This window comes from Larkinella sp. C7, from assembly GCF_006149005.1.
GTDB lineage: Bacteria > Bacteroidota > Bacteroidia > Cytophagales > Spirosomataceae > Larkinella.
In genome coordinates, this window is record NZ_VBSL01000018.1 from 44,497 (window position 1) to 66,722 (window position 22,226).

The following is a 22,226-nucleotide window of genomic DNA, read 5'->3' on the forward strand; positions in this document are numbered from 1 at the left end:
CCGGTATTTACTCATTCAGGCTGTGCCCAGGAGGTGTAGGTCAGCGGATTAACCTGGCGTCTGATTAGTTGGGTTGATTTCTCGTCGTACTCGGCCATACCGCCCCGTTGCAGGGCATATTTCTTCATTTCGCCCAACATGCCTGAATAGTGAATGACGAAGTTAGCCAGACCTTGTTCCACCACGACCCGTACTTTTTTGTCTTTTCGGGCTACGAAAATCCGGGCTTTTTGTGCTTCGGTCACCACGTGGTCGGCAGTATGAATCAGCAAACGGAAACCGATGGGCTGCTCTGCCACATCAACAACCGCTTCGCCATCGAGCCAGATGCTGCGGTTTGGCCCTGACCAGTCGGAGGAAACCGTTAAGGTGGAGTTTTTATTGAGGATGACGGACGAATGATCCGTTAATTCCACCCGCATGGATTGATCGGCTCCGGATTGGTAGATAACGTCGGCGGGCAACTGGGCCTCCCGCAGGAACCGGATGCCAAGTCCAAAAGCAATAATGCAACCAATCCAGATTGCAATGCGGGCTATCTGACGCCATACCGTACGGTATAAAGGAGGCTCGGATTCCATGGGCAGGTCTTTGGTTTGTCGGGCAATACCCATCCACATCTGCTGCCAGTCGGGCGATTCGACCCCGGAAACCGACGGATTGCTCCATTGTTTCCGCATCAATCCGCGTAAACGTGATTCGTTGTCCGGGTTCTGTAACCAGCCAATAACCCACTGCTCTTCCTCAGGGCTGCATTCATTCCGGACGTATTTAACCAGCAATTCCTCCATTCTAATGGTAGAATGAGTGCAGGAGTGAATGAGCGCTCCGGCGGCCCGGTCATTCGCTCATTCACTCCTGCACTCATTTAATAGGTATGTCGTTGAAAATAACTGCCCAATGTGTCGTAAGCCTGGGCCAGATGATCTTCGATTGTTCGGGTGGAGAGGTTCATGCGATCCGCGATTTGCTGCGACGTATATCCCTCGTGACGGCTGAGCAAGTAGATTTCACGCCGACGGGGGGGAAGCTGCCCAACGGCCTGTTGATAGAGTAATTCCAGTTCCTGATACAGTACTTGCTCCTCGGTATCGGTGCCGGACTGCGTGGTCAACCGCTGGAGAATTTCCTGTGGCTGGCACTGGCTGTGCCGTTCGCGAAAAGCCGAAAGCACTAGTCCGTAGGTCATGGTAAACAAATAACCGTTCAGGGGGATGTCTTCATCAAGCGTACTGCGTCGTTCCCAAAGCGTGGTAAAGACGTCTCGTACGATCTGTTGAGCGGTTTCCGGTGATTTTAGAAAGCTTACTGTAAAATAATAAATCCGTTGAACATACCGATCGTAGACCCGCCTGAAGGCTGTTGGGTCGGCGTTCCGCAGTTGTCGGAGAAGGGTTTGTTCAGCTTGCATCCTAATACACGTTTTTTATAGCAGTCTGATTGTTCTTAGTTATCAGACGCAGAACTCCACTGGTTCGTCAACAAACTCCGAATGCTCTGGTCACGAATTTGCGCTCTGGCGTTAGTGAGAATCTCCCGGCAGACCAAAGTAGTACCCGCCATCGGTGAAAACACGGGAAGGTGATTATCTATTCTGATCGGACAGATTGAGAGGGTAAAGATACACAGAATTGTCAGAATTGCAGAAAATGGGTTTACCGTTAAATAAACCGTTGCTGTGGAGGAACCTTCCATCAGTGCAGAGAAATTCAGATTCATTCAGGGCGTGATTAACAGGTTTGAACTTACTAAAAATTTCGGTATTGTTTCTACTTTTACCGAAAAAACCGCCTAGTTTTAGCGGTTTTTGTCCTATTTCGAGTCACAAACAAACCACACGCATGAATTTACAGGAATTTACGGATCAGATCCGGCAACGCCTTGGTACCGACAGCGGGTTAAATGCCACCGTTAAACTGGCTACTGATCAGGGTGTTATCTATATCGACGGGCGGCAGGTGCCAGCCGTTGTTTCCAACGAAGACACCGACGCGGATTGCACGATCAAGGTGTCACTGAGTGATTTGCAAAAATTAGGCACCGGCGATCTGAACCCCATGACCGCGTTTATGTTTGGTAAACTCAAGGTCCAGGGCGATATGGGTCTGGCCATGAAAATTGGTCAAAAACTGAGCTAACGGCTCGCTCGTTCTCCGTATTTCACTCTCTAAACCTAGACCCGTATGAAATTTGCCTCCCTTTCCCGCCGGAAATTCATTCAGGGTAGTGCCCTGGCTGCCGCCGGTTTTACAATTGTGCCCCGTCACGTGCTGGGTGGTTCCGGCTTTACGGCCCCCAGCGATAAGCTCAACATCGCGGCCGTGGGTTGCGGTGGCAAAGCGGATGTGAACATTCGGATGGCCTATAACAACGGCTCGGACAACATGGTCGCGCTCTGCGATGTCGACGACCGGCAGGCGAAGAAGTTCCGCGCCCAGTTTCCCAAGGCCCCGTATTTCAAAGATTACCGCCAGTTATTTGACAAGGAAGCGAAGAATTTCGAAGCCGTGATTATCTCGACCCCCGACCACATGCACGCGCCGATTGCGATGGCCGCCATGCAGTTGGGCAAACACGTGTATTGCGAAAAACCGCTGACGCACGATATTTACGAAGCCCGAATGCTGACCGAAGCGGCCCGGAAATACAAGGTCGTGACGCAAATGGGCAATCAGGGCAGCAGTGGTGATGATACGCGCAAAATAGAAACCTGGATTCAGAAAGGCGTCATCGGGCACGTTCATACCGTCAGCTGCTGGACCAACCGCCCGGTGTGGCCACAGGGCGTTCGGTCGCCGAAGGACAAAGGTGAGTCGCAGCCGGTTCCGTCGGAGGTCGACTGGGATTTGTGGCTCGGCACGGCCCCCGCCCGCGACTACCACGAAGCCTACATGCCGACCCGCTGGCGGGGCTATTGGGACTTCGGTACGGGCGCACTCGGCGACATGGGTTGCCACTTCATGGATGTGCCGTTTCGGGCGTTGAAACTGAAATACCCGACTTCGGTGGAGTGCAGCGTGGGCTCGGTCTATTCCGATTTCTTCAAAGAAGCGTTTTACGATGATGTCTGCCCACCTTCATCGGCCATTCACCTGACCTTTCCGTCGGATGACAAAAAGGTAAAAGAAATCAAGTTTTCGTGGTACGATGGCGGGATTCGTCCGCAAGTACCGGACGGCATTCCGTACGAAAAAGTATTTACGAACATCGACGGCGGCATGATGTTCATCGGCAGCAAAGGCATTCTGGTTGCCGAGTTGTTTGGGAACAATCCGCGTTTGTTTCCGGAAGAAAAGTTTGGCGACAAAAAAATGCCGGATGCCGAAAAACCGCTGGTCGAAGGCAAAACCGACGGCCATCAGCAGCAATGGGTCAAAGCCTGCAAGCAAGGCTATGGTGCGTATACCAGTTCGTCGTTCGATGAATCCGGCCCGCTGACCGAAACCGTCCTGATGGGGAATCTGGCCACGCGTAGTTATTTGTACCGGGAACCGAAAACCGGTGGAGGATTCACTTTCCCGGGTCGCAAGAAGCTTTTTTGGGACGGCGTAAACATGAAAATTACCAACTTCGATTACGCCAACCAGTTTGTAAAACGGCAATACCGGGGTAATTATTCGTTGTAACATCCTGACAGGGTCTTCGACCGCTGTCAGGGTGTCCGCACGGCTACGGCTTCAATTTCGATCAGAAAACCGTAGTGAAGTTCCTTCGTTGGTACCACGGCGCGGGCGGGTTTGTGGTCACCGAAAACATCCGCGTAAACCGCATTGACCTGATCCCAGAGCGAAATGTCGGCGATGTAAACCGTCGTTTTCAGGACGTGGGCCAGGTCGCTCCCGGCGGCTTCCAGAATGGCTTTGACATTGTCCAGCACCTGCCGGGTTTGTACGTCGATCGGGCCGGTGAATTTCTCCTTCGTGACGGGATGTATGGGCAATTGACCGGATACAAAAATCAGGTCGTTCCAGACTGTGGCCTGGGCATAATGCCCGGCAGGAAGCGGAGCGTTGGGGGTTTCGACGGATGAAATCATGGTGTTGACAAGAGAAGCGAGACAAGAGAGTAAAGACATACTAATCTGGATACCAGTCTTTTGTCTTTACTCTCTTGTCTACCCTCTTTATTCCAATTCTTTTAAATACAATTGAATGGTATTTTCCAGGCCCAGGTACAGTGCGTCGCTGATGAGCGCATGACCGATGGATACTTCGAGCAAACCGGGGATGTTCTGGTGAAAATACCGCAGATTTTCCAGACTTAAGTCGTGACCCGCGTTGAGTCCCAATCCCAGCTCATTGGCGAGTTTGGCCGCCTGAACAAAGGGAGCAATGGCGGTTTCCCGGTTTTCAGCGTAGTGAGCCGCATAGGGTTCAGTATACAATTCGATCCGGTCGGTACCGACTTCTTTGGCGCCCTGCACCATCTGCTCATCGGCATCGACGAAGATCGAAACCCGGATTCCCAGGTCTTTAAACTGCTTGACCAGATTCGTCAGGTAGCCCCGGTGCAAAACCGTATTCCAGCCCGCATTGGACGTAATGGCGTCGACCGCATCGGGAACAAGCGTTACCTGCTCGGGCCGCACGCGCGTTACCAGCTCAATAAACCGCTCGTCGGGATTGCCTTCAATATTAAACTCGGTCGTGACTACCTCTTTCAACTGCAACACATCGTTATAGCGGATGTGCCGTTCGTCGGGGCGTGGATGAACCGTTATGCCCTGCGCTCCGAACCGTTCGCAATCGAGGGCTACGTTGACCACATTCGGGTTATTGCCACCCCGTGAATTCCGCAACGTGGCAATTTTATTGATATTGACACTCAAACGAGTCATTTTTTAGTGAAGAGTTATCAGTTAAGAGTTATGAGGTGCAAACAAGCCCATCCTGTTTTCGTAACTTTGCCAAACAGTCATTGGTTCCGGAGTTAAAGTAACTCTTAACTCATAACTTTTAATTATTAACTGAAATATGGCGCTGAAACAACAAATCGATGCTGACATCAAAGAGGCTATGAAAGCCAGAGAGCAGGATCGGTTGCGGGCTTTGCGGGCGATTAAGTCGCTGATTTTACTGGAAGAAACCAAAGACGGTTCGGCCGGGGGCGACATCAAGCCCGAAGATGAACTGAAACTGCTGACCAAAGCCGTGAAACAGCGGAGGGATTCGGCCGATATTTACCGGACGCAGGGCCGCGACGATCTTTTGCAAGCCGAACTGGCGGAAATCGCCATCATCGAGCATTATTTACCCCAGCAGCTTTCGGAAGCCGAACTGAAAACCCGCGTGCAGGACATCATCGCCCGCGTTGGTGCCACCGGGCCGTCGGATCTGGGAAAAGTAATGGGCGTGGCTACCAAAGAACTGGCGGGTCAGGCCGAAGGGAAAGCCATTTCAGCGTTGGTAAAGAATTTGCTTACTGCTTAAATGGTTGGATGGTTGAGAATGGTTAAAGGGTTACAATTACGACGAGCCGTCCAACCCCTTAACCATTAAAACCATCCAGCCATTTCACACCATTCTTTTAAAGAATTGAAAATCCTCGACATCATCATCCTGATTACGTTGCTCTATGGCGCGTTCAATGGCTACCGCAAAGGTTTGCTGGTGGAAATTGTGGCCATTGTGGCGTTTATCGTGGCGATGATCGTGGGATTTAAGTTTCTGGGTTTTGGCATCGACCTGCTGGCACCGTACATCAGCATGGAAGTGGCCCGGCGGTTGTTGCCGTGGCTGGGCTTCTCCATTATTTTTTTTCCGACTGTTTTTCTGATCAACCGCATCGGTTTTTCCCTGCGTCAGTCGCTTAAATACACGCTTCTGGGAACGTTCGACAGTTTAGCCGGAGCGGCCGTCGGAATTTTTACCTGGGTTTTCGGAATTAGTGTAATGCTCTGGTTGTTAACGTGGATGGGAATCCGTATGCCCGTGAAACACACGCATGAAACGTATCTGTATCCGGTCGTAAAACCCATCGCACCCATCGTGATGGATGTAACCTCCGGCTGGATTCCCGTAGGAACGAACTGGATTCGAAAACAAAAGGAAGAATTCTCACGCAACTGGTCCGACGACAATACCGATTCGGAAGACTCCGGCGTGGAAAGACCGCATAAAAAGGGATGATTACGACGAAGCAGGATATACGCAAGCTCAGCGACGACCAACTGAAAACCTGGCTGACCAGCCACGGCGAGCAGGGTTTTCGGGCGAAACAAATTCAGGAATGGCTCTGGAAACATTCGGTACGAACGTTTGAGGAAATGACCAACCTGTCGCTGAAAACGCGGCAATTGCTGGCCGAACATTTTGAAGTGCGGACGCTGGCGGTCTCGAAACAGCAGCAAAGTGCCGACGGCACCATCAAATCGTCGTTCCGGCTTTATGACGGTAATCTGGTGGAGGGCGTGCTGATTCCGTCGTTGCGGAAAAGCGAGGACGACCGCATGACGGCCTGTATTTCGTCGCAGGTGGGATGCTCGCTGACCTGTAAATTCTGCGCAACGGGGTATATGGACCGCAAACGCAACCTGGAAGCCAGCGAAATGGTGGATCAGGTGGTGGCCATCGACCAGCAGGCGAAAGAAGCCTACGGAACCGGTCTGACCAACATTGTCTACATGGGTATGGGCGAGCCGCTGCTGAACTACGCCAACATGCTGGCGTCGGTCGAGCGGATTACGTCGCCCAACGGCCTGGGCATGGCGGCCAAACGGATTACGGTTTCGACTGCCGGGATTGCCAAAATGATTAAAAAACTGGGGGACGATCAGGTGAAATTTAACCTGGCGCTTTCGCTTCATGCCGCCAACGACGAAAAGCGCAACCAGATTATGCCCATCAACGAGAGCAATTCGCTGCCCGCACTGGCCGAAGCGCTGACGTATTTCTACCAGAAAACCGGTACGCGGGTTACGTTTGAATACATCGTTTTCAACAACGTCAACGATTCGCTGGAGGACGCCAAAGAGCTGTGGCAATTCACGAAGAAAGTGCCGGCAAAAGTCAATATCATCGAGTACAATCCGATTTCGGAAGCCGATTATAAAAATACCGACCCCCAGACACTCGACCGGTTCGCCGGTTTTCTGGAAGACCGGGGCGTTATCGTCAACATTCGCCGGAGCCGGGGCAAAGACATCGATGCCGCCTGCGGACAATTGGCCGGGAAACAGTAACGAGTAACTCACTCATACGTGTCAGGCTTTTGAAACCTGACAGGTCTAGAAGAAGCTTTTTTGAGATTTCAATGAAGGGTATCACTTTAGCCAGACCTGCCAGGTTTTCAAAACCCCACAGGTACATTGCTTAACATTTAGGTAACATTGCGATCAAAAGTTTACCGTACTTTTGAGCCAAATTGATTTGTTGAGTTTTTACTAAGACTCAGTTTCACAGACTTGTATCTGCATGTTCGGATTAGAAACGGATATTTTTATCCTCCTCGCACTTTGTCTCTTCGCTGCCTGCGCTTTTGAATTTGTCAACGGATTTCACGATACGGCCAACGCCGTGGCTACGGTTATTTATACAAACTCCCTGAAACCCAATGTGGCCGTGGTCTGGTCAGGCATCTGGAACTTTATAGGTGTGTTGCTGGGCGGTATTGGCGTGGCCATGGGAATTGTCAATCTCCTGCCCGTCGAATTGCTGGTCGACCAGAATGTGTATCACAGCATTGCGATGGTGCTGGCGCTCCTGTTCAGCGCCATTATCTGGAATTTAGGAACCTGGTATTTTGGTCTGCCCAGTTCAAGTTCGCACACCCTGATTGGCTCGATCCTGGGCGTTGGACTGGCTTTTTCAACGATGGGTCGGGCGGGTGAGCCTGGAGGGGTCAACTGGGAAGAAGCCACGAAAATCGGGAAGGCCCTGCTGCTTTCTCCCTTGATCGGTTTTAGCCTTGCCATTATCCTGATGTTTCTGTTACGCCGGTTGGTGAGCAACAAAGACCTTTTTAAAGAACCCAAAAAAAACACGCCCCCGCCGACCTGGATTCGCTCCATTCTGATTATTACCTGCACGGGCGTTAGTTTTTTCCACGGGTCGAACGACGGGCAGAAAGGTGTTGGGCTGATTATGCTGATTCTGATCGGGATTACCCCGGCTTATTTTGCCCTCAACAACACCATCGACCCGACTACAATGCGCGGCAATCTGGTGCAGATTTCACAAATCGTCAACAAAATTGATACCACGGGGCTGTCCGACACCGATCGGGGCCGGGTGGCCGGTACAAAAGCCGAGATTGTTGATTTGCAGCGCGTGATTAGTCTGCCACTGGTGGATGGGAAGTTCAGGGCCGAAGAGCGGTTGCAGATTCGCCGGGACTTGCTGCTGATCAACAACAACGTCAAAAAGTTGATGGAAAGTGAAGATGTCGATCTGAGTGCGACGGATATCAACACGCTGACGACGAACCTGAACGAGAAAGTAGGGTTGCGCCGGTTTACGGACTATGCACCATTTTGGGTCATTCTGATGATCGCCCTGTCGCTCGGCCTGGGTACAATGGTGGGCTGGAAGCGGATTGTGGTCACGATCGGCGAGAAAATCGGGAAGCAGCATTTAACCTACGCGCAGGGTGCTTCGGCGGAGTTGGTAGCCGCTACGACCATCGCCCTTGCCACGCTTTATAAAGCGCCGGTCAGCACGACCCACATGCTGTCGTCGGGGATTGCCGGGAGTATGGTGGCCAGCAAAGGGATCAAAAACCTGCAGGGCGGAACCGTTCGAAACATCGCCCTCGCCTGGCTGATGACGCTGCCGGTTTCCGTGACGCTGTCGTTCACCCTTTACCTGCTTTTCCGCTGGATTTTGGATTAAATCCGGTTTTTGCTACAACCACGTCAGTTTCTCTTTCGGAATGTCCTGCTCGATGGCGGCCCGCACTTTATCGATCAGAGTGTCAACGGGTTCATCTTCCCGGTAGTGCAAAGGCGGTTTGAAGCGCACACTCAACTGGGTATTCCGCTTCTTGATCCGTAATCCTTTCTTATCGAAAGCCCGCCGAAAACCGTTGATCACAACCGGAATTACAATCGGATTGTTGTTTTTAAGGATGTGTGCGGTGCCTTTCCGAATCGGCGCGTAGGGGCTTGTGGTCCCCTGTGGAAAACTGACCACCCAGCCGTGTTCAAGGGCCGCAGCAATGCGGTCATTGGCCGTCGTATCGACTTCCCGTTTTACATCCTGCCCCTTCGCCCGCCAGGAACGCTCGACCTGAATGGCTCCTCCCAACGAAAAAATACGCGGTACCAAACCGCCTTTCATGGTTTCGCTGGCGGCAACGTAATAGTTGCGGGCGCGGGGCCAGAACAAATAGACCGGGGGCGAAATCGTGTTGGTAAACCCCCATTTGACGCTACAGAAAATGTGGTAAAACGCAATGACATCGGCGAAATACGTCTGATGGTTGGACAGAAATACCACGTTGTTGATCGGCAAATCCTTCAAATGCTCAGCCCCCTCAATGGTGATTTTGTTGTAAACCGTATACCGGAAGTAGGTGATCCAGCCGACGATGGCAATCATGATTCGTTTGATAAACAGCGAGTTACCGAAAGGGTCTTTTTCGAAAACCCCCAAAAAGTCCAGCCTGTCAAGCGGTTTTGGTAAAAAGCTGTAGCGGGTTGGTTTTTTCTCCGTCATTATTCAAAAGCGTTGGCATGGTTGAGCAGGTACTAAAGCGACAAAAGCAATGCAATGTTTTCGGTATAAAGTACTAAAAGATCCCTGATTTTAACTAATTCTGAACAAAATGCCCCGGGTCATTAATCCATTGCTGCCGACGCCTGTCCAAGCATCAGATTGCAAAACCAACCGGCCCTTTTGAGATCAGAACGTAAGCTACCGGTTTGCCATCGAACAACCAACCAATCTTTTGATCGACCATGAAACGATTTACACTGGCAGCACTCGCTGCGCTGACCTTCTTTCTGATTCAAACGGCATCGGCTCAGGTTCAGGTCGGCTTTCGGGCAGGAGCCAATTGGGGGGCGGTTTCCAAACCCGAATTTTTAGACAGTTTTTCACCCACGTTCCGCCTGTCGCCCGGCCCAACCGGCGCGTTGTTCTTCGAAATTCCGGTCAGTGACCGCGTGAGTATCCGCCCCGAAATTTCGTACGTTCAGAAAGGCTTTGTGGTCGACGAAGGCTTCGATCTGTCGATAGGCAACTGGGATTTGCCACTGGGTGCCCGCGTTGCCTACCAGACGCGCTATGTAGAACTACCGGTTTTGGCCAAAATCAACCTGAACGAAGGACCGGTTCAAGTCTACATGCTGGCGGGAGCTGCCGCCGGTTATGCGGCCAACGGTCGGATTCGCACCCGCACCAGCGGTATTTTCCGGAGCCAGCCCATCGATGTCGACATGAATATGAATACATTGGGCTATAACCGCTGGGATTTCAGTGCCATTGGCGGACTGGGCTTTAGTGCCGAAGCCGGACCAGGAAAATTCTTCGTCGAAACTCGGTATGAACACGGTTTTTCGCGGCAATATGATTTACCCTTTCTTCAACTTCCCATCCGCAACCGCGGACTCAGCGCGTCGATAGGCTACTCGTTTGCCATAGGACAGTGAAGGAAGAAAAAAACAATATCGAATAATGAATACTGAATAACGAATATTGGATTAGAGACATGACAGAGCGATGAACACTTCGATATTCGTTATTCAGTATTCATTATTCGACATTATTTCATTAAAAGACAGTTTGTGTGTGTTTAAGGGTTAGAGTTGAACTGGAAAAGCCCGGTGTGTTTGCGCCGGGCTTTTTTGCAATAGTTCAAAAGGTGTTTCAGTTTAAAGAACGCCTTTCACAAAGCCGAGAACGCTATCCAGCTGGCCCTTCACGGCGGGTTCAGCAGCTTTTGCGGCTACGCCCCCTTTACTCAGTTTCGAGAGTCCGCCGAGGGCTGTCGTGATGAGTGAATTGCCCGTACTGGCACTGCTTCCGCCCAGCGCCGAGAGGCCGGTTTTAACCAGATTCAGGTTGCTGGTCAGTCCGGTAACTTTCGAGAGCAGGTTCCCGCCCCCCATGAGCTTTTCGACTTGGTTTGCTCCGAGGGCCATTTTAGCGAGGTTCACTGCTTTTTGCAAAATATCGCCTTTCAGCAAACCGCTTTGCGCCAGCGGAATCAATTTTTTCAGGTTTCCGACTTGTCCCAGCAATTTGTCTTTCAGACTTCCGGTGTTGCTTTTGGCTTCGGTTTCAAGGGCTGTGGTGCCGGCCTGCAACGCTTTGACGGTGCCGGTTTTGTCGCCTTTCGCATTGGCTGCTACGGCTTTATCGAGCAGGGTTGCCGTTGAGTCGGAGCTGATTTGAAACATCATGGTGGCACCTCGAACCGGTGCTGCGGCCGATGCAGTTGGCGCATAACTGATGGCTGCGATCGAAGCCGCAAAACAGAAAAGGATTTTCTTCATAGTAGCATGGTTTTTAGCGTTTTTTCAAGCGAATTGGGCTGGCCTGATAGGCACGCAGAAAGTTAATGTTTTTACAAACATGAAAGACAGGGAGACTTCGTTTAGTTTTTTGGAAAACCGGTCGCTGGGCGTACACTTCTGTCCGCATTTGAACAGGGATTGTCCGGCTTCGTACACTTGAAAAGTAAGTGTAAATTCCTGTTTGCTGATTATCAGTTAGTTACAAAATTGGTATTGCCTTGGCACGGCGTTGGCATTATAGATCATCGAACAGGAAACAACAACTCTAAGACATAAACAACACAATACTAAACAACAAATATCATGATGAATTTACTGAGTAACCTGATTTGCACTGCTATCCTGAGTACGACCCCAGTTGACAACGGGACGGCCCCCAAAACCCTTTCGTTCGATGCCAGTGCCTACGTGACCATCAACAACCAAATCCGGGTTGCGGTCGAAAAAACCGCCCTGGAACCGGTGGTCGTTCTGTTGCGCGACAAAAACAACCGGGTGATGTTTCAGCAATTTGTGGGCAAGAAAGAACAAAAGTATGCCGTCAAACTGAACGTTGCGGAGTTGCCCGATGGCCAGTATGAACTGGAAGTAAAATCGAAGGAAGGCAGCATTGTGAAAGAAGTAAACCTGGGTTCGGAGCCAGTTGAAGCGCCGACGCGACTGGTGGTCATGAACTAACAACTTCGGGTATCTACATCATAAAAAAGGCCAGGTCGCTCCTGGCCTTTTTTAGTTACTGTACGTACTTTTTTCGATCATTTGCCTGCCGATCCACCATCCAGCCCGGATATTCGGGAGCCAGTTTGCTGATGTCATCCAGTTTTTTCAGGTCGTCGGCACTCAGAACGACGTCGATCGCTTTGAGGTTGTCTTCGAGTTGCTCCGGTTTTTTGGCTCCGATGATAACCGTGGTTACTGCGGGTTGGTGCAACAGCCACGCGAGCGCGATCTGGGCTACTGAAACGCCTTTTTCTTCGGCCATCGGTTCCATCACGTCCAGAATATCGTACGCTTTTTCCTTGTTGACCGGCGGGAAATCAAAATTCACCCGGCGGGAATCTTCCGGTTGTTTGTTGCGACCGTATTTGCCGCTCAGCAAACCACCCGCCAGCGGACTCCAGACCATCAGGCCCACTTTCTGATCCAGCAGCAGCGGAACGATTTCACGCTCCAGATCCCGACCGGCAATGGTGTAATACGCTTGCAGAGACACGAATTTGGCCAGATCCTTGTGTTCAGAATACGACAACGCTTTCATCAAATGCCAGGCTGCCAGGTTGCTGCAACCGATGTAGCGGACTTTCCCGCTCTTCACCAGATCGTCCAACGCCCGAAGCGTTTCTTCCAGCGGAGTCAGAAAATCGAAACCGTGGATCTGGTAGAGGTCGATGTAATCGGTGTTCAAACGGCGCAGACTTTCTTCGGCCTGTTGCACAATGTGTTTCCGGCTCAGGCCGATCTGATTGGGTCCTTCGCCCATTTTACCCCGGACTTTGGTAGCAATGACCAGATCATCGCGGTTCAGGCCAAGGTTTCGGATGGCCTGGCCGGTAAGCTGTTCCGAAACGCCTTCGGCGTAGACATTGGCGGTGTCGATAAAATTAATACCCGCATCGACCGAGCGTTTCAGAAGCTGATCGACCGGTTCCTGCTCCAGTTTTCCAATGGCCGCCCACATGCCCGTGCCGCTTCCGCCAAAGGTCATGGTGCCTAAACAAAGCTCGGAAACCAGTAATCCGGTGTTTCCCAGAAGGTTGTATTTCATAGTGTGTGATGATTTTGGGTTTGTCGGCACCGCTTCAGGCTGCTTTGGGAAGCGTTATACCGTTCATTCTAACAAAACCGGTTGCAATTCGTTTCATTGAACAAATGATGTTATTGTTATGCGCCCGATTGTCATGTTTCTCGTTTTTAGTTTTTCTGCCGGTGTCTGTTTGGGACAAAGCGATACCGTTCGGCAAAAACCGCAACAACTCCCGACCACGATTGCGCCCGTGGTGACGCCTTCGAACAGCGCGCCCCTGACCAGCCCGGCTGCCGAACCTTTATCAACGCCGGGCAAGGTCATTAGCCCGCGCGAGGGAAGGGGCAAACGCAAGGTCAGGGTCGTTCCGCCGAGCGATCCCAATGCCTTTGGTGTGGGAGCAACCCTGGAAAAACGTGATACCACCCGGCGGAAAGACAATTAATCTATTGATTTTGCAAGGTAATCGAACCGCCCGCTTGTAGCTTTAACGTCACAAAACCGGGTTCTACGTTTTCAACGACAGCCTTTTGTGATGTTTTGACAGCGTAGGAGTTGAAAGGTAGTTTCAGACGGGTTGTGCCGCCCTGGTCGGTTTTTACCGTAATCTCTTTTACGGTTCCGGCGCGTTGATGAGCACTGACCAGAAACGCCCCTTCCGTCCGCAAATCCGTGAAACCGGCATCGTTCCAGGTGGCCGGAATGGCGGGAAATACCTCGATAAAGCCAGCATAACTCTGCATCAGCATTTCCTGCAAACCGGCGGCAAACGCAAAATTCCCTTCCAGCGTGAACGGTCGGTACGTAAACTTCGATTTTCCGGATTTGGTCTGGTCGCCGTTCAGGTGAAACGAATTAACCGAACAAAAGGCCGAGGCAAAGGTATGCAGGGCTTCGGCGGCTCCCGATCCGTCTTTCGCCCGCGCTTTCAGACTGCCCAGCCAGGCGTAGGAATAGCCACACCACCAATCCGGCCCGACGCGGTCGAGCAACGCGAGTGAATTCCGAATAATCTGCTGCGACTTTTCGCCGTCTTCCCACCGAATCAGGCCCAGCGGATGAATCGCCATGACGTGCGAAAAATGGCGGTGGGACTCATTGTAGGGCAAGCTGGCGGCAAACATCAGTTCGTTTCGGTCGCTCAACGCAAAATCACCAAACTGGTTTTGAATAGCCTGCCAATGCCGGGTATCCGCTTCGTTGCCCATAGCCGTTGCCATTTCGGTTGCGGTTTTAAACACAAACTTCATGAGGGCCAGATCGTAGTTGGTATTGGTCGGAAACCACGCTTCGAGGCTGTTGTTTTTGATTTCCGGACTCGAACTGATGGGCAGTTTCCGTTTTCCAGTTGAGTCCAGAACCGTCAGTTTTTCCAGGTGCTGCGCCACACCTTTCAGCCACGGATAGGCTTTCTGGCGCAGAAAAACCGCATCGTCGCTATACCGCCACTGTAAATAATAATGTTGAGCCAGCCAGGCCGAAACCGTGGGCGAGAGCGAATACTGAATCCAGCCGCCCATTTCCTTGCCCGTCAGCGTGGTGACGCCCGGTACAGCAATCCCGTCGGTTCCGAAAAACCGCTTCGTATAGTCGCGATACGTCGGCAGGTTCTCTTCCAGGTGATTGATGTACCCGATGCTTTCTTCCAGATGGTTCCCGCTATAGCTCGGCCAGTAGCTGAGTTGGGTGTTCAGATCGTGGTGGTAATCGCCTTTCCAGGGCGGAATCCGGCCGTTGTCGGCCGTCCAGACAGCTTGCAGGGAAATCGGTGGCGCGTCGGCGCGGGCGGTGGCGCCAAACTTGTAGGTTTCCAGATACCATTGTTTTTGCAGCAACGAATCCGGCACCTGAACCGACGATTTCGACCAGAACCGTTGCCACCAGCTTCGGTGCGACGCCAGATCGGCGGCATACGTTCGGGCCGCCGATGCGGTTTTGGTCAAACTCGCGGTTTTCTTTTTTTCGGGATACGCCGATGCAATCGTCCAGGTTCCTTCCAGCGTGCTGCCTTTCTGGGTCCACTGCACCGTGACATCGTAAGAAAAACCGCCCCAGCCGATCTGGTGATACGTAATCTTGTTTTTTTGCTGTAAAACGGTTCCTTGAGGATACCCTAAACGCACCAGATCGTCGCCATCGACCACGGCATTTTCGGCTTTTTCCTGAATCGATTTTCCGTAAGCCGGCGGAATGAGTTCGAGGGTGAAGTGGGCCGGGATCTTCTCGAAACGAAACCAGCCAACCGGTTCCGTCGCATGGACGAACGAACGCAGAACCGCTCCGTTCTGCCAGGTTACTTCCGCAACGGCCTCCTGAATGAGCAGCCGGGCCGACTGCACGGAACCGAGGGCCGCCGTGTTGAATTCGAGAGCCGCCCCCGGGATTTTGGTCGGGCCGGGTTCTTCATCATACGGTTTGTCGAAATACTGCTGAACGATTTTGTAGTCTTTTTTCATGACCTGATCCTGCACCCACTGATAGCTGAATTCGGGCCGGTCGAGTCCGCGCATCGGGCGCAAGTCCCACAGATCCACCCGATCCAGCGAAAACCGGAGACGGTCGTTTTTCTGCCAGATCAGCGCCCCCAGAACCCCGTTTCCCAACGGCAGTGCTTCGTCCCAGCGGGTGGGGAGTTGCGAAAACCGTAGATCCTGCGGGCTGACTTTGAGCGATTGTGCGGTAGTCGGCTGAGGACCTAACAGAAACCAGCAGACGATTCCTGTCAAAAATGAACGAATTTGATTCGCACGGATTGTAGTGGTGATCATAGAAGGGTAGAGGGCGGTATTTTACGGAAGGCAAGGTCTACAGGCGTACGCAAAAAAGCAAATGAGATGAAAGAAGTGAGACGAAAGCATAAAGACCAGTTAGGGGGGAGTGAATGGTCTTTTTTCGCCCGTCTTTTCTCTTTAAGCCGTGATGCGTATCTTGCCGATCAACAAAACCTATTCCCATGAACCGATTTAGAAATTTCCGCTTCGGCACCTTGCGCGATTCCATTCCTTTTGCCATTCTAATAGCACTCTATTTCGTTGTCAGCCAGGCGGCTCAGGCCCAAACCGGCTCGTTGGCGGATGTCAGCTTTATGGAAGGCCGCTGGAAAGGAACCTTCAACGGCGGGCCGATTGATGCCGCCTGGGCCGCTCCGCAGGGCGACAACCTGGCCGGTTTTATGCGCATGATGAAAGACAACAAAGTGACGATGTACGAACTGTTGATCTTTGAGCAGACCGAAAAAGGGCCGATTGTGCTGGTCAAACACTTCAAACCGGGTTTGATCGGTTCCGAAGAAAAAGACGTATCCGACCGGTATTCGTTCATCGAAGCCAAAAAGAACCAGGCCTTGTTTGAGAAATCAGACGGCTCGATCCGGATTATCTACGAAAAACGCTCGGACAACCAACTGGTGATTCAACGCGGCAATCAGAAAGACGGCAAGTGGGTTTTCGCCGATTTGTTTGTGTTTGACCGGGTTCGTTGAGGAACTCCCCAAAGGGCCGGGGTGTTGTGACGTGAAGCCCAATGCTGAGCAACACCCCTGCATGAAAAAAGTCTTAAAAAGAATGGCCCTTATTCTTGTTTCTCTCCTCATTCTCCTGGTTATTGCCGCCGTTGCGTTTGTGAATTTTGCTCCCCAGTTCGGCGAAAATCCGGCGGGCGAGCGGCTGAAGCGCATGCAGGCTTCCCCCAATTTTAAAGACGGCACGTTTCAGAATCTGGTGCCGACCAGCCTCGATATGTCGGCAGGAAAAATGATATCCGCCACCTGGAAAATGCTGACGGGTGTGCCGGGGGCCGAGCCGACCGATACCATCCAAACCATCCCGTTCGACCAGGCGGTTTTTGAAGGCAACGGCGGACCCGAGCAGGTCGCCATTAGCTGGTTTGGGCATTCATCTTTGTTGATTCGGATTCAGGGAAAAACCTTGCTGACGGACCCGGTTTTTAGCGAACGGGCGTCGTTTGCGTCCTTCAGTGGCCCCAAGCGGTTTCCTTTTGATCATTACATGGACGTCGATGAACTGCCGCCGGTAGACGCCGTTGTGCTGTCGCACGACCATTACGATCACCTGGATTACGAGACCTTTACAAAACTGAAAGGAAAAGTAAACCGGTTTTTCGTGCCGCTGGGCGTGGGTGCGCATCTGGAAAAATGGGGCATTGCGCCCGATCAGATTACGGAGCTGGACTGGCATGAATCCACTAAATTCGGTGATCTGACGCTGGTGTGTGCCCCGGCGCGGCATTTCTCCGGGCGTAGCCTGACCAACCGAAACGGCACGTTATGGTGTTCGTGGGCCTTGCTGGGGACGCAGAAACGGGTGTATTACGGGGGCGATACGGGTTATTATCCGGGTCTGAAAACCGTCGGCGAACAATACGGTCCGTTCGACGTTGCTTTGCTGGAATGTGGTGCCTACAACGAAGACTGGATCGATATTCACATGATGCCGGAACAAACGGCTCAGGCTCAACTGGATGTAAAAGCCGATTTGCTCATTCCGATTCACTGGGGAAAATTCAATCTGGCCCTGCACACCTGGCGTGATCCCATTCAGCGTCTGATGAAAAAGTCGGCCGAACTGGGCACCAAAGTCGCCACGCCCCGGATTGGCGAAGTGGTCGTTCTGGGCTCGACGGTTCCGACCGGGCGGTGGTGGGAAACCATGCCCTAACTCTATAAGCGATCCACCAAGCCTTTCATCATTTCCACAAAATACGCCCCGTTTTCCGGCCCGAACCAGTTCATCGTTAGGGTCTCGTACGAATTTTTGTGGTAATACTGGTCGGGCGTAATGTAACCGACATAGCCGCCGTTGAAACTCGTAACCATCAACTGGAAACCTTTCCGGTCGGCTTCCTGCCGGAGTTCGGCCACCAGCTCGCCCGAGAAATCGCAGGGCGTGCCGAGCAAAACCGTCTGACCGATGCGCAACGCCTTCAGATCGGAAGGATAGTCGCCGTAAACCGAATGAAACAGCCAGCCGCGCACCCGCCAGCCTTCCATGACACGGGCCTGGGGTTCGCGCAGTTGCAGGGGCAAGGTCAGAATTTCCAGCGTGCTGTCGGGCTGGGTTTTGAACTGGGGCAATATCGGCAGAATCCGTGCGGTCAATGTATCGGCGTAGGTTCGGATGGTGGCAAATTCGTCTTTCCCCGGCGTGGTTTTCGACCCGGTGCTGCCCACCGATCCGGCCATGAAGGCCACAAAGGTGCCGGTTTGCTTTTCCAGTCGGTCCACCAATGCGCCCGGATAATCGCGGCTGAGGTATTGATAATCGGCCGCCCGGAAAATCGTAGCGTGTGCCCCGAACGTACAGAGGAGGGCCGATTCGCCGGTATTTTTTTTGAGTTTCAAAAGCCGCACATTGGCATCCACTTTCCCCTCCTGATTCATCCGGTTATACACCAGATCGGGGGCGTCGAATTGCGAAAAGCCTACTTCCACCGGAGCCATCTGCTTCTCCGCCAGCACAATGGATTTCAGAATGATATCCGTAATGTGATCGACTACGCGTTGGTCAAAGTCGCCCGCAAACAGTTCGCCGACCAGACCGGGCGCCCAGCCGCCCAGGCTGTTGTGGCTGTGAATGGCACCCGTGAACACCTGATCCCACTGAAATCCGATTTCCGGCAATCTTTTTTTAAGTTGCTCGGTTACGGTGGGGGGCGTGATGAGTAAATCCAGCGCAATAATGGCTACTTTGGTGCCGCCGTTGCTGAGAACGATGGTCCGGACATAAATGGAATCGCTGACCGTTGACCAGTGCTGGCCTCTTCGGGCCCCGTAACCGCCCGTCGGCGTGGTGAACGGGGGCGTCAGGTTGGTTTTCGCCCAGCCCGCCCGCAAACCCGTCTGCGGATTGGGTGGAGGAGCCAGGTCCAGCAGTTGTTGCCGCGTATACCGGTAATAGTCGGTTTTCCGATACGGCTCATCATCGACGGGTGCCAGGCTGACGGCTAAAAACAGGAGAATGGCCGCAACCAGACCCAACAGCACTTTGAAGAAGATACGGAAGTATTTCATGATTTTTGAATCCCAAATCTAACAAAATCTAACCTTGTATCCTCAAATCCAGTTAATAGCTAAAATTAGTTTATCGTTTAGCTGATATGGGTACCCGGTACAGTCAAATTATTTTCTTGATTTCCAATGCATTCAACCGTGTAAAACCCTAAATTTTAACGAATAAACCGTTTAACACCCCAGGTGATTATTTTTACGGATGCAAGCCAGCACAACCCCATCGAAAACGGATACCACCCCTAAACCGGTCGTTTCCCGGCGGCTCGACCGCATGTTTCTCGCTCTCAGCGACGTCGCGTCGTTTGTCGGGCAATTTTTTAAGGAAGTTTTTGTTCCGCCCTACGAAGGAAAGGAAATTGTCCGGCAATGTTACGAGGTGGGCGTTCGTTCGCTGCCGCTGATCTCGCTGACGGGTTTCATCACCGGCATTGTGTTTACCAACCAGTCGCGGCCGTCGCTGGCCACCTTTGGAGCCACTTCGTGGCTTCCCTCGCTGATTTCCATTGCGTTGGTTCGGGCACTGGCTCCGTTGGTAACGGCCCTGATTGCTTCCGGGCGGGTAGGCTCCAACATCGGGGCTGAACTGGGTTCCATGCGTGTAACGGAGCAGATCGAAGCGATGGAAGTTTCGGGTACCAATCCGTTCAAATTTCTGGTTGTTACCCGGGTCATTGCCACCACGTTTATGATACCGGTTTTGGCGATGTTCTTCGTTTTTCTGGGCGTAATGGGGTCCTATGTCAATGTTGCCCAGAACGAAAAAACCAGTTTCATGTCTTTCATTGAAACCTTTTTCAGTTCGATTACTTTTCTGGATATCAACTCCACCGTTGTGAAGGCCCTTATTTTCGGGTTTACCATCGGCATTGTTGGCTGTTACAAAGGCTACAATTCGTCGAAAGGGACGGAAGGGGTCGGAAAAGCGGCCAATGCCTCGGTGGTTACGTCGATGTTCCTGGTTTTTATCGAAGAACTGTTGTTCCTCCAAATCATCAATGCCATTCGCGCTGCGTAACGCATGAACACGAAAAAATCGGTTAATCACCCGAAAGAGTCCGTCATTGTGATTCGGGACCTGAAAATTTCGTTCGGCGATTTGCACGTCCTGCGTGGGGTCGATCTGGATCTGTACCAGGGCGAAAACCTGGTGGTACTGGGTCGCTCAGGAACGGGCAAGTCGGTTCTGATCAAGATTATTGCCGGTTTGCTGGAGCCGGATGAAGGCACGGTGAATGTGCTGGGCGAAGACGTGGCAAAACTCAACAAGCGGGAACTGGATGCTTTGCGGCTAAAGCTGGGGTTTTCCTTTCAGAACAGCGCCCTGTACGACAGCATGACCGTTCGCGAGAACCTCGAATTTCCGCTGATCCGGAATGTGCGGAATCTGAGTCGCAGCGACATCGACAAGGCCGTTGAGCAAGCCCTGGAGGATGTTGGACTGAGTCAAACCATCAACCAGATGCCATCGCAACTGTCGGGCGGGCAGCGCAAGCGGATCGGCATTGCCCGGACGCTGATCTTGAAACCGGAGATTATGCTGTACGACGAACCCACGGCGGGTCTGGACCCCATTACGTCCAACGAAATCAACAACCTCATCAACGAGGTGCAGGAGCGCCACAATACCTCGTCGATTATCATTACCCACGACCTGACCTGTGCCAAAACCGTCGGCGATCGTATTGCGATGTTGCTCGATGGCCGGTTTGAACGGCAGGGTACGTTCGAGGAAGTTTTTGAAGATTCGAACGATGAGCGTGCAAAACAGTTCTATGAATACAACTTTGTTAATTAATGGTTAATCTGTTTGAAGTTTAGGGTTTGTTGTTGAATAAATTTCTGTTGTACAGATACTTGTCATTAAAAATGACAAAACATAAACACTAAACCAGAAACTAATCCATACCTCAAAAAAGAGACTCAATGAAAGCGGCAGAAAATAAGCGGGCCATCACCGTCGGGATTTTTGTGTTAATCGGCATTGTCATTCTGGTTACCGGAATCATGGTGCTGGGCGGGCAGCAAAAGCGGTTTGTCAAAAGCATTCGTGTGAACGCGATTTTTGACAACGTCGGCGGGTTGCAGGCCGGTGCAAATGTCTGGTTTTCCGGTGTGAAAATCGGAACCGTTCGACGGATTCAGTTCTACGGAAATTCGCAGGTCGAAGTGACCATGAACATCGAGGAATCGAGTCAGCAGTATATCCGCAAAGATGCACTGGCCGCCCTGAGCACCGACGGGTTGATTGGAAATAAAATCGTGGAAATCGTTGGCGGCAGCATGAAGGCGGGAACCGTAGAAGACGGCGATATTCTGCACGCCAAAGCCGCTCTGAATACGGATGAAATCATGGCGACGCTCCAGCAAAACAATAACAACCTGCTGCGCGTCACCTCCGATGCCAAAAAAATTCTGGACGAAGTATTGAAAGGAAAAGGCATGGCAGGGGCGGTTTTGCGGGATTCTACGATGGCCAATCGCTTTAAAAATACGATGGCTAATCTCCAGATAGCTTCGAGCGGGGCGGCTCAGGCCACCAAATCGCTGAGCCAGGTGTCGAACTCCCTGAACCAGTATGCCGGTAAACTGAACACAAAAGGCACGTTGGCCAGCGATCTGGTGTCCGACACGGTTATTTTCCACGACCTGCGGATGTCGTCGGCCAAGCTGCGGCAGGTGTCGGGAACGGCCGCCGAAGCGACGGAGAACGTCAAGCGGGCGAGCGATAAACTCAACAGCAGCGACAACGCCATCGGAATTCTGCTCAACGACCAGGCCGTGAATAAGAACCTGAAAAATACGATCCAGAATCTGGAAAGCAGCAGCTACAAACTCGACGAAAACCTGGAAGCCTTGCAGCACAACTTCCTGCTGCGCGGTTTTTTCCGGCGCCGGGCCAAAGAGCAGGCCAAACAAAAAGAAGCGGCTGCAACAGCCGCCACCATTACACCCGACACGAGCGTGCGGAAGTAACGGCACGGAAACCGTATCTTTGGGGT

23 protein-coding genes are annotated in these 22,226 nt (G+C 52.1%); 14 read left to right on the forward strand and 9 right to left on the reverse strand.

From position 1 onward, the window contains the following. Positions 1 to 11: 11 nt before the first annotated feature. Complete coding sequence (locus FH871_RS27745; protein ID WP_138994682.1) at positions 12 to 791, reverse strand: FecR domain-containing protein; 780 nt, start codon at positions 789 to 791, stop codon at positions 12 to 14. A 77-nt stretch (positions 792 to 868) separates the two neighbouring features. Continuing rightward, positions 869 to 1,411, reverse strand: coding sequence for an RNA polymerase sigma-70 factor (locus tag FH871_RS27750; protein WP_114406319.1), 543 nt, complete (start codon positions 1,409 to 1,411; stop codon positions 869 to 871). Between the two features lie 430 nt (positions 1,412 to 1,841). On the opposite strand from FH871_RS27750, the gene FH871_RS27755 reads away from it, so the two are divergent. Next, complete coding sequence (locus tag FH871_RS27755) at positions 1,842 to 2,138, forward strand: SCP2 sterol-binding domain-containing protein (protein ID WP_138994683.1); 297 nt, start codon at positions 1,842 to 1,844, stop codon at positions 2,136 to 2,138. 45 nt (positions 2,139 to 2,183) lie between these two features. Then, positions 2,184 to 3,626, forward strand: coding sequence for a Gfo/Idh/MocA family protein (locus tag FH871_RS27760; protein WP_138994684.1), 1,443 nt, complete (start codon positions 2,184 to 2,186; stop codon positions 3,624 to 3,626). A gap of 26 nt (positions 3,627 to 3,652) precedes the next feature. Here the strand turns inward: FH871_RS27760 and FH871_RS27765 are convergent, their stop codons facing one another. Then, complete coding sequence (locus FH871_RS27765) at positions 3,653 to 4,036, reverse strand: RidA family protein (RefSeq protein WP_171062980.1); 384 nt, start codon at positions 4,034 to 4,036, stop codon at positions 3,653 to 3,655. A gap of 87 nt (positions 4,037 to 4,123) precedes the next feature. Then, complete coding sequence (locus tag FH871_RS27770) at positions 4,124 to 4,837, reverse strand: pyridoxine 5'-phosphate synthase (protein ID WP_138994685.1); 714 nt, start codon at positions 4,835 to 4,837, stop codon at positions 4,124 to 4,126. A gap of 136 nt (positions 4,838 to 4,973) precedes the next feature. On the opposite strand from FH871_RS27770, the gene FH871_RS27775 reads away from it, so the two are divergent. The 4 genes from FH871_RS27775 to FH871_RS27790 all read left to right on the forward strand — a co-directional run bounded on the left by FH871_RS27775 (position 4,974) and on the right by FH871_RS27790 (position 8,828). Continuing rightward, the gene (locus tag FH871_RS27775) at positions 4,974 to 5,429 is read left to right on the forward strand and encodes a GatB/YqeY domain-containing protein (RefSeq protein ID WP_138994686.1); all 456 of its coding nucleotides are present in this window, start codon (positions 4,974 to 4,976) and stop codon (positions 5,427 to 5,429) included. A 105-nt stretch (positions 5,430 to 5,534) separates the two neighbouring features. Then, positions 5,535 to 6,128, forward strand: coding sequence for a CvpA family protein (locus tag FH871_RS27780; protein ID WP_171062977.1), 594 nt, complete (start codon positions 5,535 to 5,537; stop codon positions 6,126 to 6,128). Next, a complete protein-coding gene (rlmN, locus tag FH871_RS27785) occupies positions 6,125 to 7,180 on the forward strand; it encodes a 23S rRNA (adenine(2503)-C(2))-methyltransferase RlmN (protein WP_138994687.1) in 1,056 nt (351 codons plus the stop codon). The genes FH871_RS27780 and rlmN overlap by 4 nt, the downstream gene beginning before the upstream one ends. A gap of 232 nt (positions 7,181 to 7,412) precedes the next feature. Next, a complete protein-coding gene (locus FH871_RS27790; protein ID WP_114406313.1) occupies positions 7,413 to 8,828 on the forward strand; it encodes an inorganic phosphate transporter in 1,416 nt (471 codons plus the stop codon). Positions 8,829 to 8,840: 12 nt separating this feature from the next. On the opposite strand, the gene FH871_RS27795 is transcribed toward FH871_RS27790, so the two are convergent. Next, the gene (locus FH871_RS27795; protein ID WP_138994688.1) at positions 8,841 to 9,653 is read right to left on the reverse strand and encodes a 1-acyl-sn-glycerol-3-phosphate acyltransferase; all 813 of its coding nucleotides are present in this window, start codon (positions 9,651 to 9,653) and stop codon (positions 8,841 to 8,843) included. 242 nt (positions 9,654 to 9,895) lie between these two features. Between FH871_RS27795 and FH871_RS27800 the strand changes: the two genes are divergently transcribed. After that, entirely contained in the window at positions 9,896 to 10,588 is a 693-nt protein-coding gene (locus FH871_RS27800) for a porin family protein (protein WP_138994689.1), read from the forward strand. A gap of 222 nt (positions 10,589 to 10,810) precedes the next feature. Here FH871_RS27800 and FH871_RS27805 read toward each other — a convergent pair whose 3' ends face one another. Further along, entirely contained in the window at positions 10,811 to 11,434 is a 624-nt protein-coding gene (locus tag FH871_RS27805) for a hypothetical protein (protein WP_138994690.1), read from the reverse strand. A gap of 324 nt (positions 11,435 to 11,758) precedes the next feature. On the opposite strand from FH871_RS27805, the gene FH871_RS27810 reads away from it, so the two are divergent. Further along, entirely contained in the window at positions 11,759 to 12,133 is a 375-nt protein-coding gene (locus FH871_RS27810; RefSeq protein ID WP_138994691.1) for a hypothetical protein, read from the forward strand. Positions 12,134 to 12,188: 55 nt separating this feature from the next. Here FH871_RS27810 and FH871_RS27815 read toward each other — a convergent pair whose 3' ends face one another. After that, positions 12,189 to 13,220 (reverse strand): aldo/keto reductase, encoded by a 1,032-nt coding sequence (locus tag FH871_RS27815; RefSeq protein ID WP_114406309.1) that lies wholly within the window; start codon positions 13,218 to 13,220, stop codon positions 12,189 to 12,191. Between the two features lie 118 nt (positions 13,221 to 13,338). On the opposite strand from FH871_RS27815, the gene FH871_RS27820 reads away from it, so the two are divergent. Further along, a complete protein-coding gene (locus FH871_RS27820; RefSeq protein WP_138994692.1) occupies positions 13,339 to 13,644 on the forward strand; it encodes a hypothetical protein in 306 nt (101 codons plus the stop codon). Between the two features lies 1 nt (position 13,645). Here FH871_RS27820 and FH871_RS27825 read toward each other — a convergent pair whose 3' ends face one another. Then, the gene (locus FH871_RS27825) at positions 13,646 to 15,967 is read right to left on the reverse strand and encodes a glycoside hydrolase family 95-like protein (protein WP_138994693.1); all 2,322 of its coding nucleotides are present in this window, start codon (positions 15,965 to 15,967) and stop codon (positions 13,646 to 13,648) included. A 185-nt stretch (positions 15,968 to 16,152) separates the two neighbouring features. Here FH871_RS27825 and FH871_RS27830 point away from each other — a divergent pair, with 185 nt between their 5' ends. Both FH871_RS27830 and FH871_RS27835 read left to right on the forward strand, forming a co-directional pair. Then, positions 16,153 to 16,680, forward strand: a complete 528-nt coding sequence (locus FH871_RS27830) for a DUF6265 family protein (protein WP_229317644.1) — start codon at positions 16,153 to 16,155, stop codon at positions 16,678 to 16,680. A gap of 82 nt (positions 16,681 to 16,762) precedes the next feature. Continuing rightward, complete coding sequence (locus FH871_RS27835; RefSeq protein ID WP_229317646.1) at positions 16,763 to 17,875, forward strand: MBL fold metallo-hydrolase; 1,113 nt, start codon at positions 16,763 to 16,765, stop codon at positions 17,873 to 17,875. Between the two features lie 2 nt (positions 17,876 to 17,877). On the opposite strand, the gene FH871_RS27840 is transcribed toward FH871_RS27835, so the two are convergent. Next, positions 17,878 to 19,227: a neutral/alkaline non-lysosomal ceramidase N-terminal domain-containing protein gene (locus tag FH871_RS27840; RefSeq protein WP_138994695.1), complete on the reverse strand. Its 1,350-nt coding sequence runs from the start codon at positions 19,225 to 19,227 to the stop codon at positions 17,878 to 17,880. Between the two features lie 199 nt (positions 19,228 to 19,426). On the opposite strand from FH871_RS27840, the gene FH871_RS27845 reads away from it, so the two are divergent. From FH871_RS27845 to FH871_RS27855, 3 genes are all read left to right on the forward strand, one after another. Then, positions 19,427 to 20,242, forward strand: coding sequence for an ABC transporter permease (locus FH871_RS27845; protein ID WP_138994696.1), 816 nt, complete (start codon positions 19,427 to 19,429; stop codon positions 20,240 to 20,242). A 3-nt stretch (positions 20,243 to 20,245) separates the two neighbouring features. Beyond that, positions 20,246 to 21,022 (forward strand): ABC transporter ATP-binding protein, encoded by a 777-nt coding sequence (locus FH871_RS27850; protein ID WP_138994697.1) that lies wholly within the window; start codon positions 20,246 to 20,248, stop codon positions 21,020 to 21,022. A gap of 128 nt (positions 21,023 to 21,150) precedes the next feature. Next, positions 21,151 to 22,200 (forward strand): MlaD family protein, encoded by a 1,050-nt coding sequence (locus FH871_RS27855; RefSeq protein WP_138994698.1) that lies wholly within the window; start codon positions 21,151 to 21,153, stop codon positions 22,198 to 22,200. Positions 22,201 to 22,226 lie beyond the last annotated feature (26 nt).

What these genes read in the sequence shown, in the direction of transcription:
- FH871_RS27745 (WP_138994682.1), bottom strand. Translation starts at nt 791, where the DNA reads ATGGAGGAATTGCTGGTTAAATACGTCCGGAATGAATGCAGCCCTGAG.
- FH871_RS27750 (WP_114406319.1), bottom strand. Translation starts at nt 1,411, where the DNA reads ATGCAAGCTGAACAAACCCTTCTCCGACAACTGCGGAACGCCGACCCA.
- FH871_RS27755 (WP_138994683.1), top strand. Translation starts at nt 1,842, where the DNA reads ATGAATTTACAGGAATTTACGGATCAGATCCGGCAACGCCTTGGTACC.
- FH871_RS27760 (WP_138994684.1), top strand. Translation starts at nt 2,184, where the DNA reads ATGAAATTTGCCTCCCTTTCCCGCCGGAAATTCATTCAGGGTAGTGCC.
- FH871_RS27765 (WP_171062980.1), bottom strand. Translation starts at nt 4,036, where the DNA reads ATGATTTCATCCGTCGAAACCCCCAACGCTCCGCTTCCTGCCGGGCAT.
- FH871_RS27770 (WP_138994685.1), bottom strand. Translation starts at nt 4,837, where the DNA reads ATGACTCGTTTGAGTGTCAATATCAATAAAATTGCCACGTTGCGGAAT.
- FH871_RS27775 (WP_138994686.1), top strand. Translation starts at nt 4,974, where the DNA reads ATGGCGCTGAAACAACAAATCGATGCTGACATCAAAGAGGCTATGAAA.
- rlmN (WP_138994687.1), top strand. Translation starts at nt 6,125, where the DNA reads ATGATTACGACGAAGCAGGATATACGCAAGCTCAGCGACGACCAACTG.
- FH871_RS27790 (WP_114406313.1), top strand. Translation starts at nt 7,413, where the DNA reads ATGTTCGGATTAGAAACGGATATTTTTATCCTCCTCGCACTTTGTCTC.
- FH871_RS27795 (WP_138994688.1), bottom strand. Translation starts at nt 9,653, where the DNA reads ATGACGGAGAAAAAACCAACCCGCTACAGCTTTTTACCAAAACCGCTT.
- FH871_RS27800 (WP_138994689.1), top strand. Translation starts at nt 9,896, where the DNA reads ATGAAACGATTTACACTGGCAGCACTCGCTGCGCTGACCTTCTTTCTG.
- FH871_RS27805 (WP_138994690.1), bottom strand. Translation starts at nt 11,434, where the DNA reads ATGAAGAAAATCCTTTTCTGTTTTGCGGCTTCGATCGCAGCCATCAGT.
- FH871_RS27810 (WP_138994691.1), top strand. Translation starts at nt 11,759, where the DNA reads ATGATGAATTTACTGAGTAACCTGATTTGCACTGCTATCCTGAGTACG.
- FH871_RS27815 (WP_114406309.1), bottom strand. Translation starts at nt 13,220, where the DNA reads ATGAAATACAACCTTCTGGGAAACACCGGATTACTGGTTTCCGAGCTT.
- FH871_RS27820 (WP_138994692.1), top strand. Translation starts at nt 13,339, where the DNA reads ATGCGCCCGATTGTCATGTTTCTCGTTTTTAGTTTTTCTGCCGGTGTC.
- FH871_RS27825 (WP_138994693.1), bottom strand. Translation starts at nt 15,967, where the DNA reads ATGATCACCACTACAATCCGTGCGAATCAAATTCGTTCATTTTTGACA.
- FH871_RS27830 (WP_229317644.1), top strand. Translation starts at nt 16,153, where the DNA reads ATGAACCGATTTAGAAATTTCCGCTTCGGCACCTTGCGCGATTCCATT.
- FH871_RS27835 (WP_229317646.1), top strand. Translation starts at nt 16,763, where the DNA reads ATGGCCCTTATTCTTGTTTCTCTCCTCATTCTCCTGGTTATTGCCGCC.
- FH871_RS27840 (WP_138994695.1), bottom strand. Translation starts at nt 19,227, where the DNA reads ATGAAATACTTCCGTATCTTCTTCAAAGTGCTGTTGGGTCTGGTTGCG.
- FH871_RS27845 (WP_138994696.1), top strand. Translation starts at nt 19,427, where the DNA reads ATGCAAGCCAGCACAACCCCATCGAAAACGGATACCACCCCTAAACCG.
- FH871_RS27850 (WP_138994697.1), top strand. Translation starts at nt 20,246, where the DNA reads ATGAACACGAAAAAATCGGTTAATCACCCGAAAGAGTCCGTCATTGTG.
- FH871_RS27855 (WP_138994698.1), top strand. Translation starts at nt 21,151, where the DNA reads ATGAAAGCGGCAGAAAATAAGCGGGCCATCACCGTCGGGATTTTTGTG.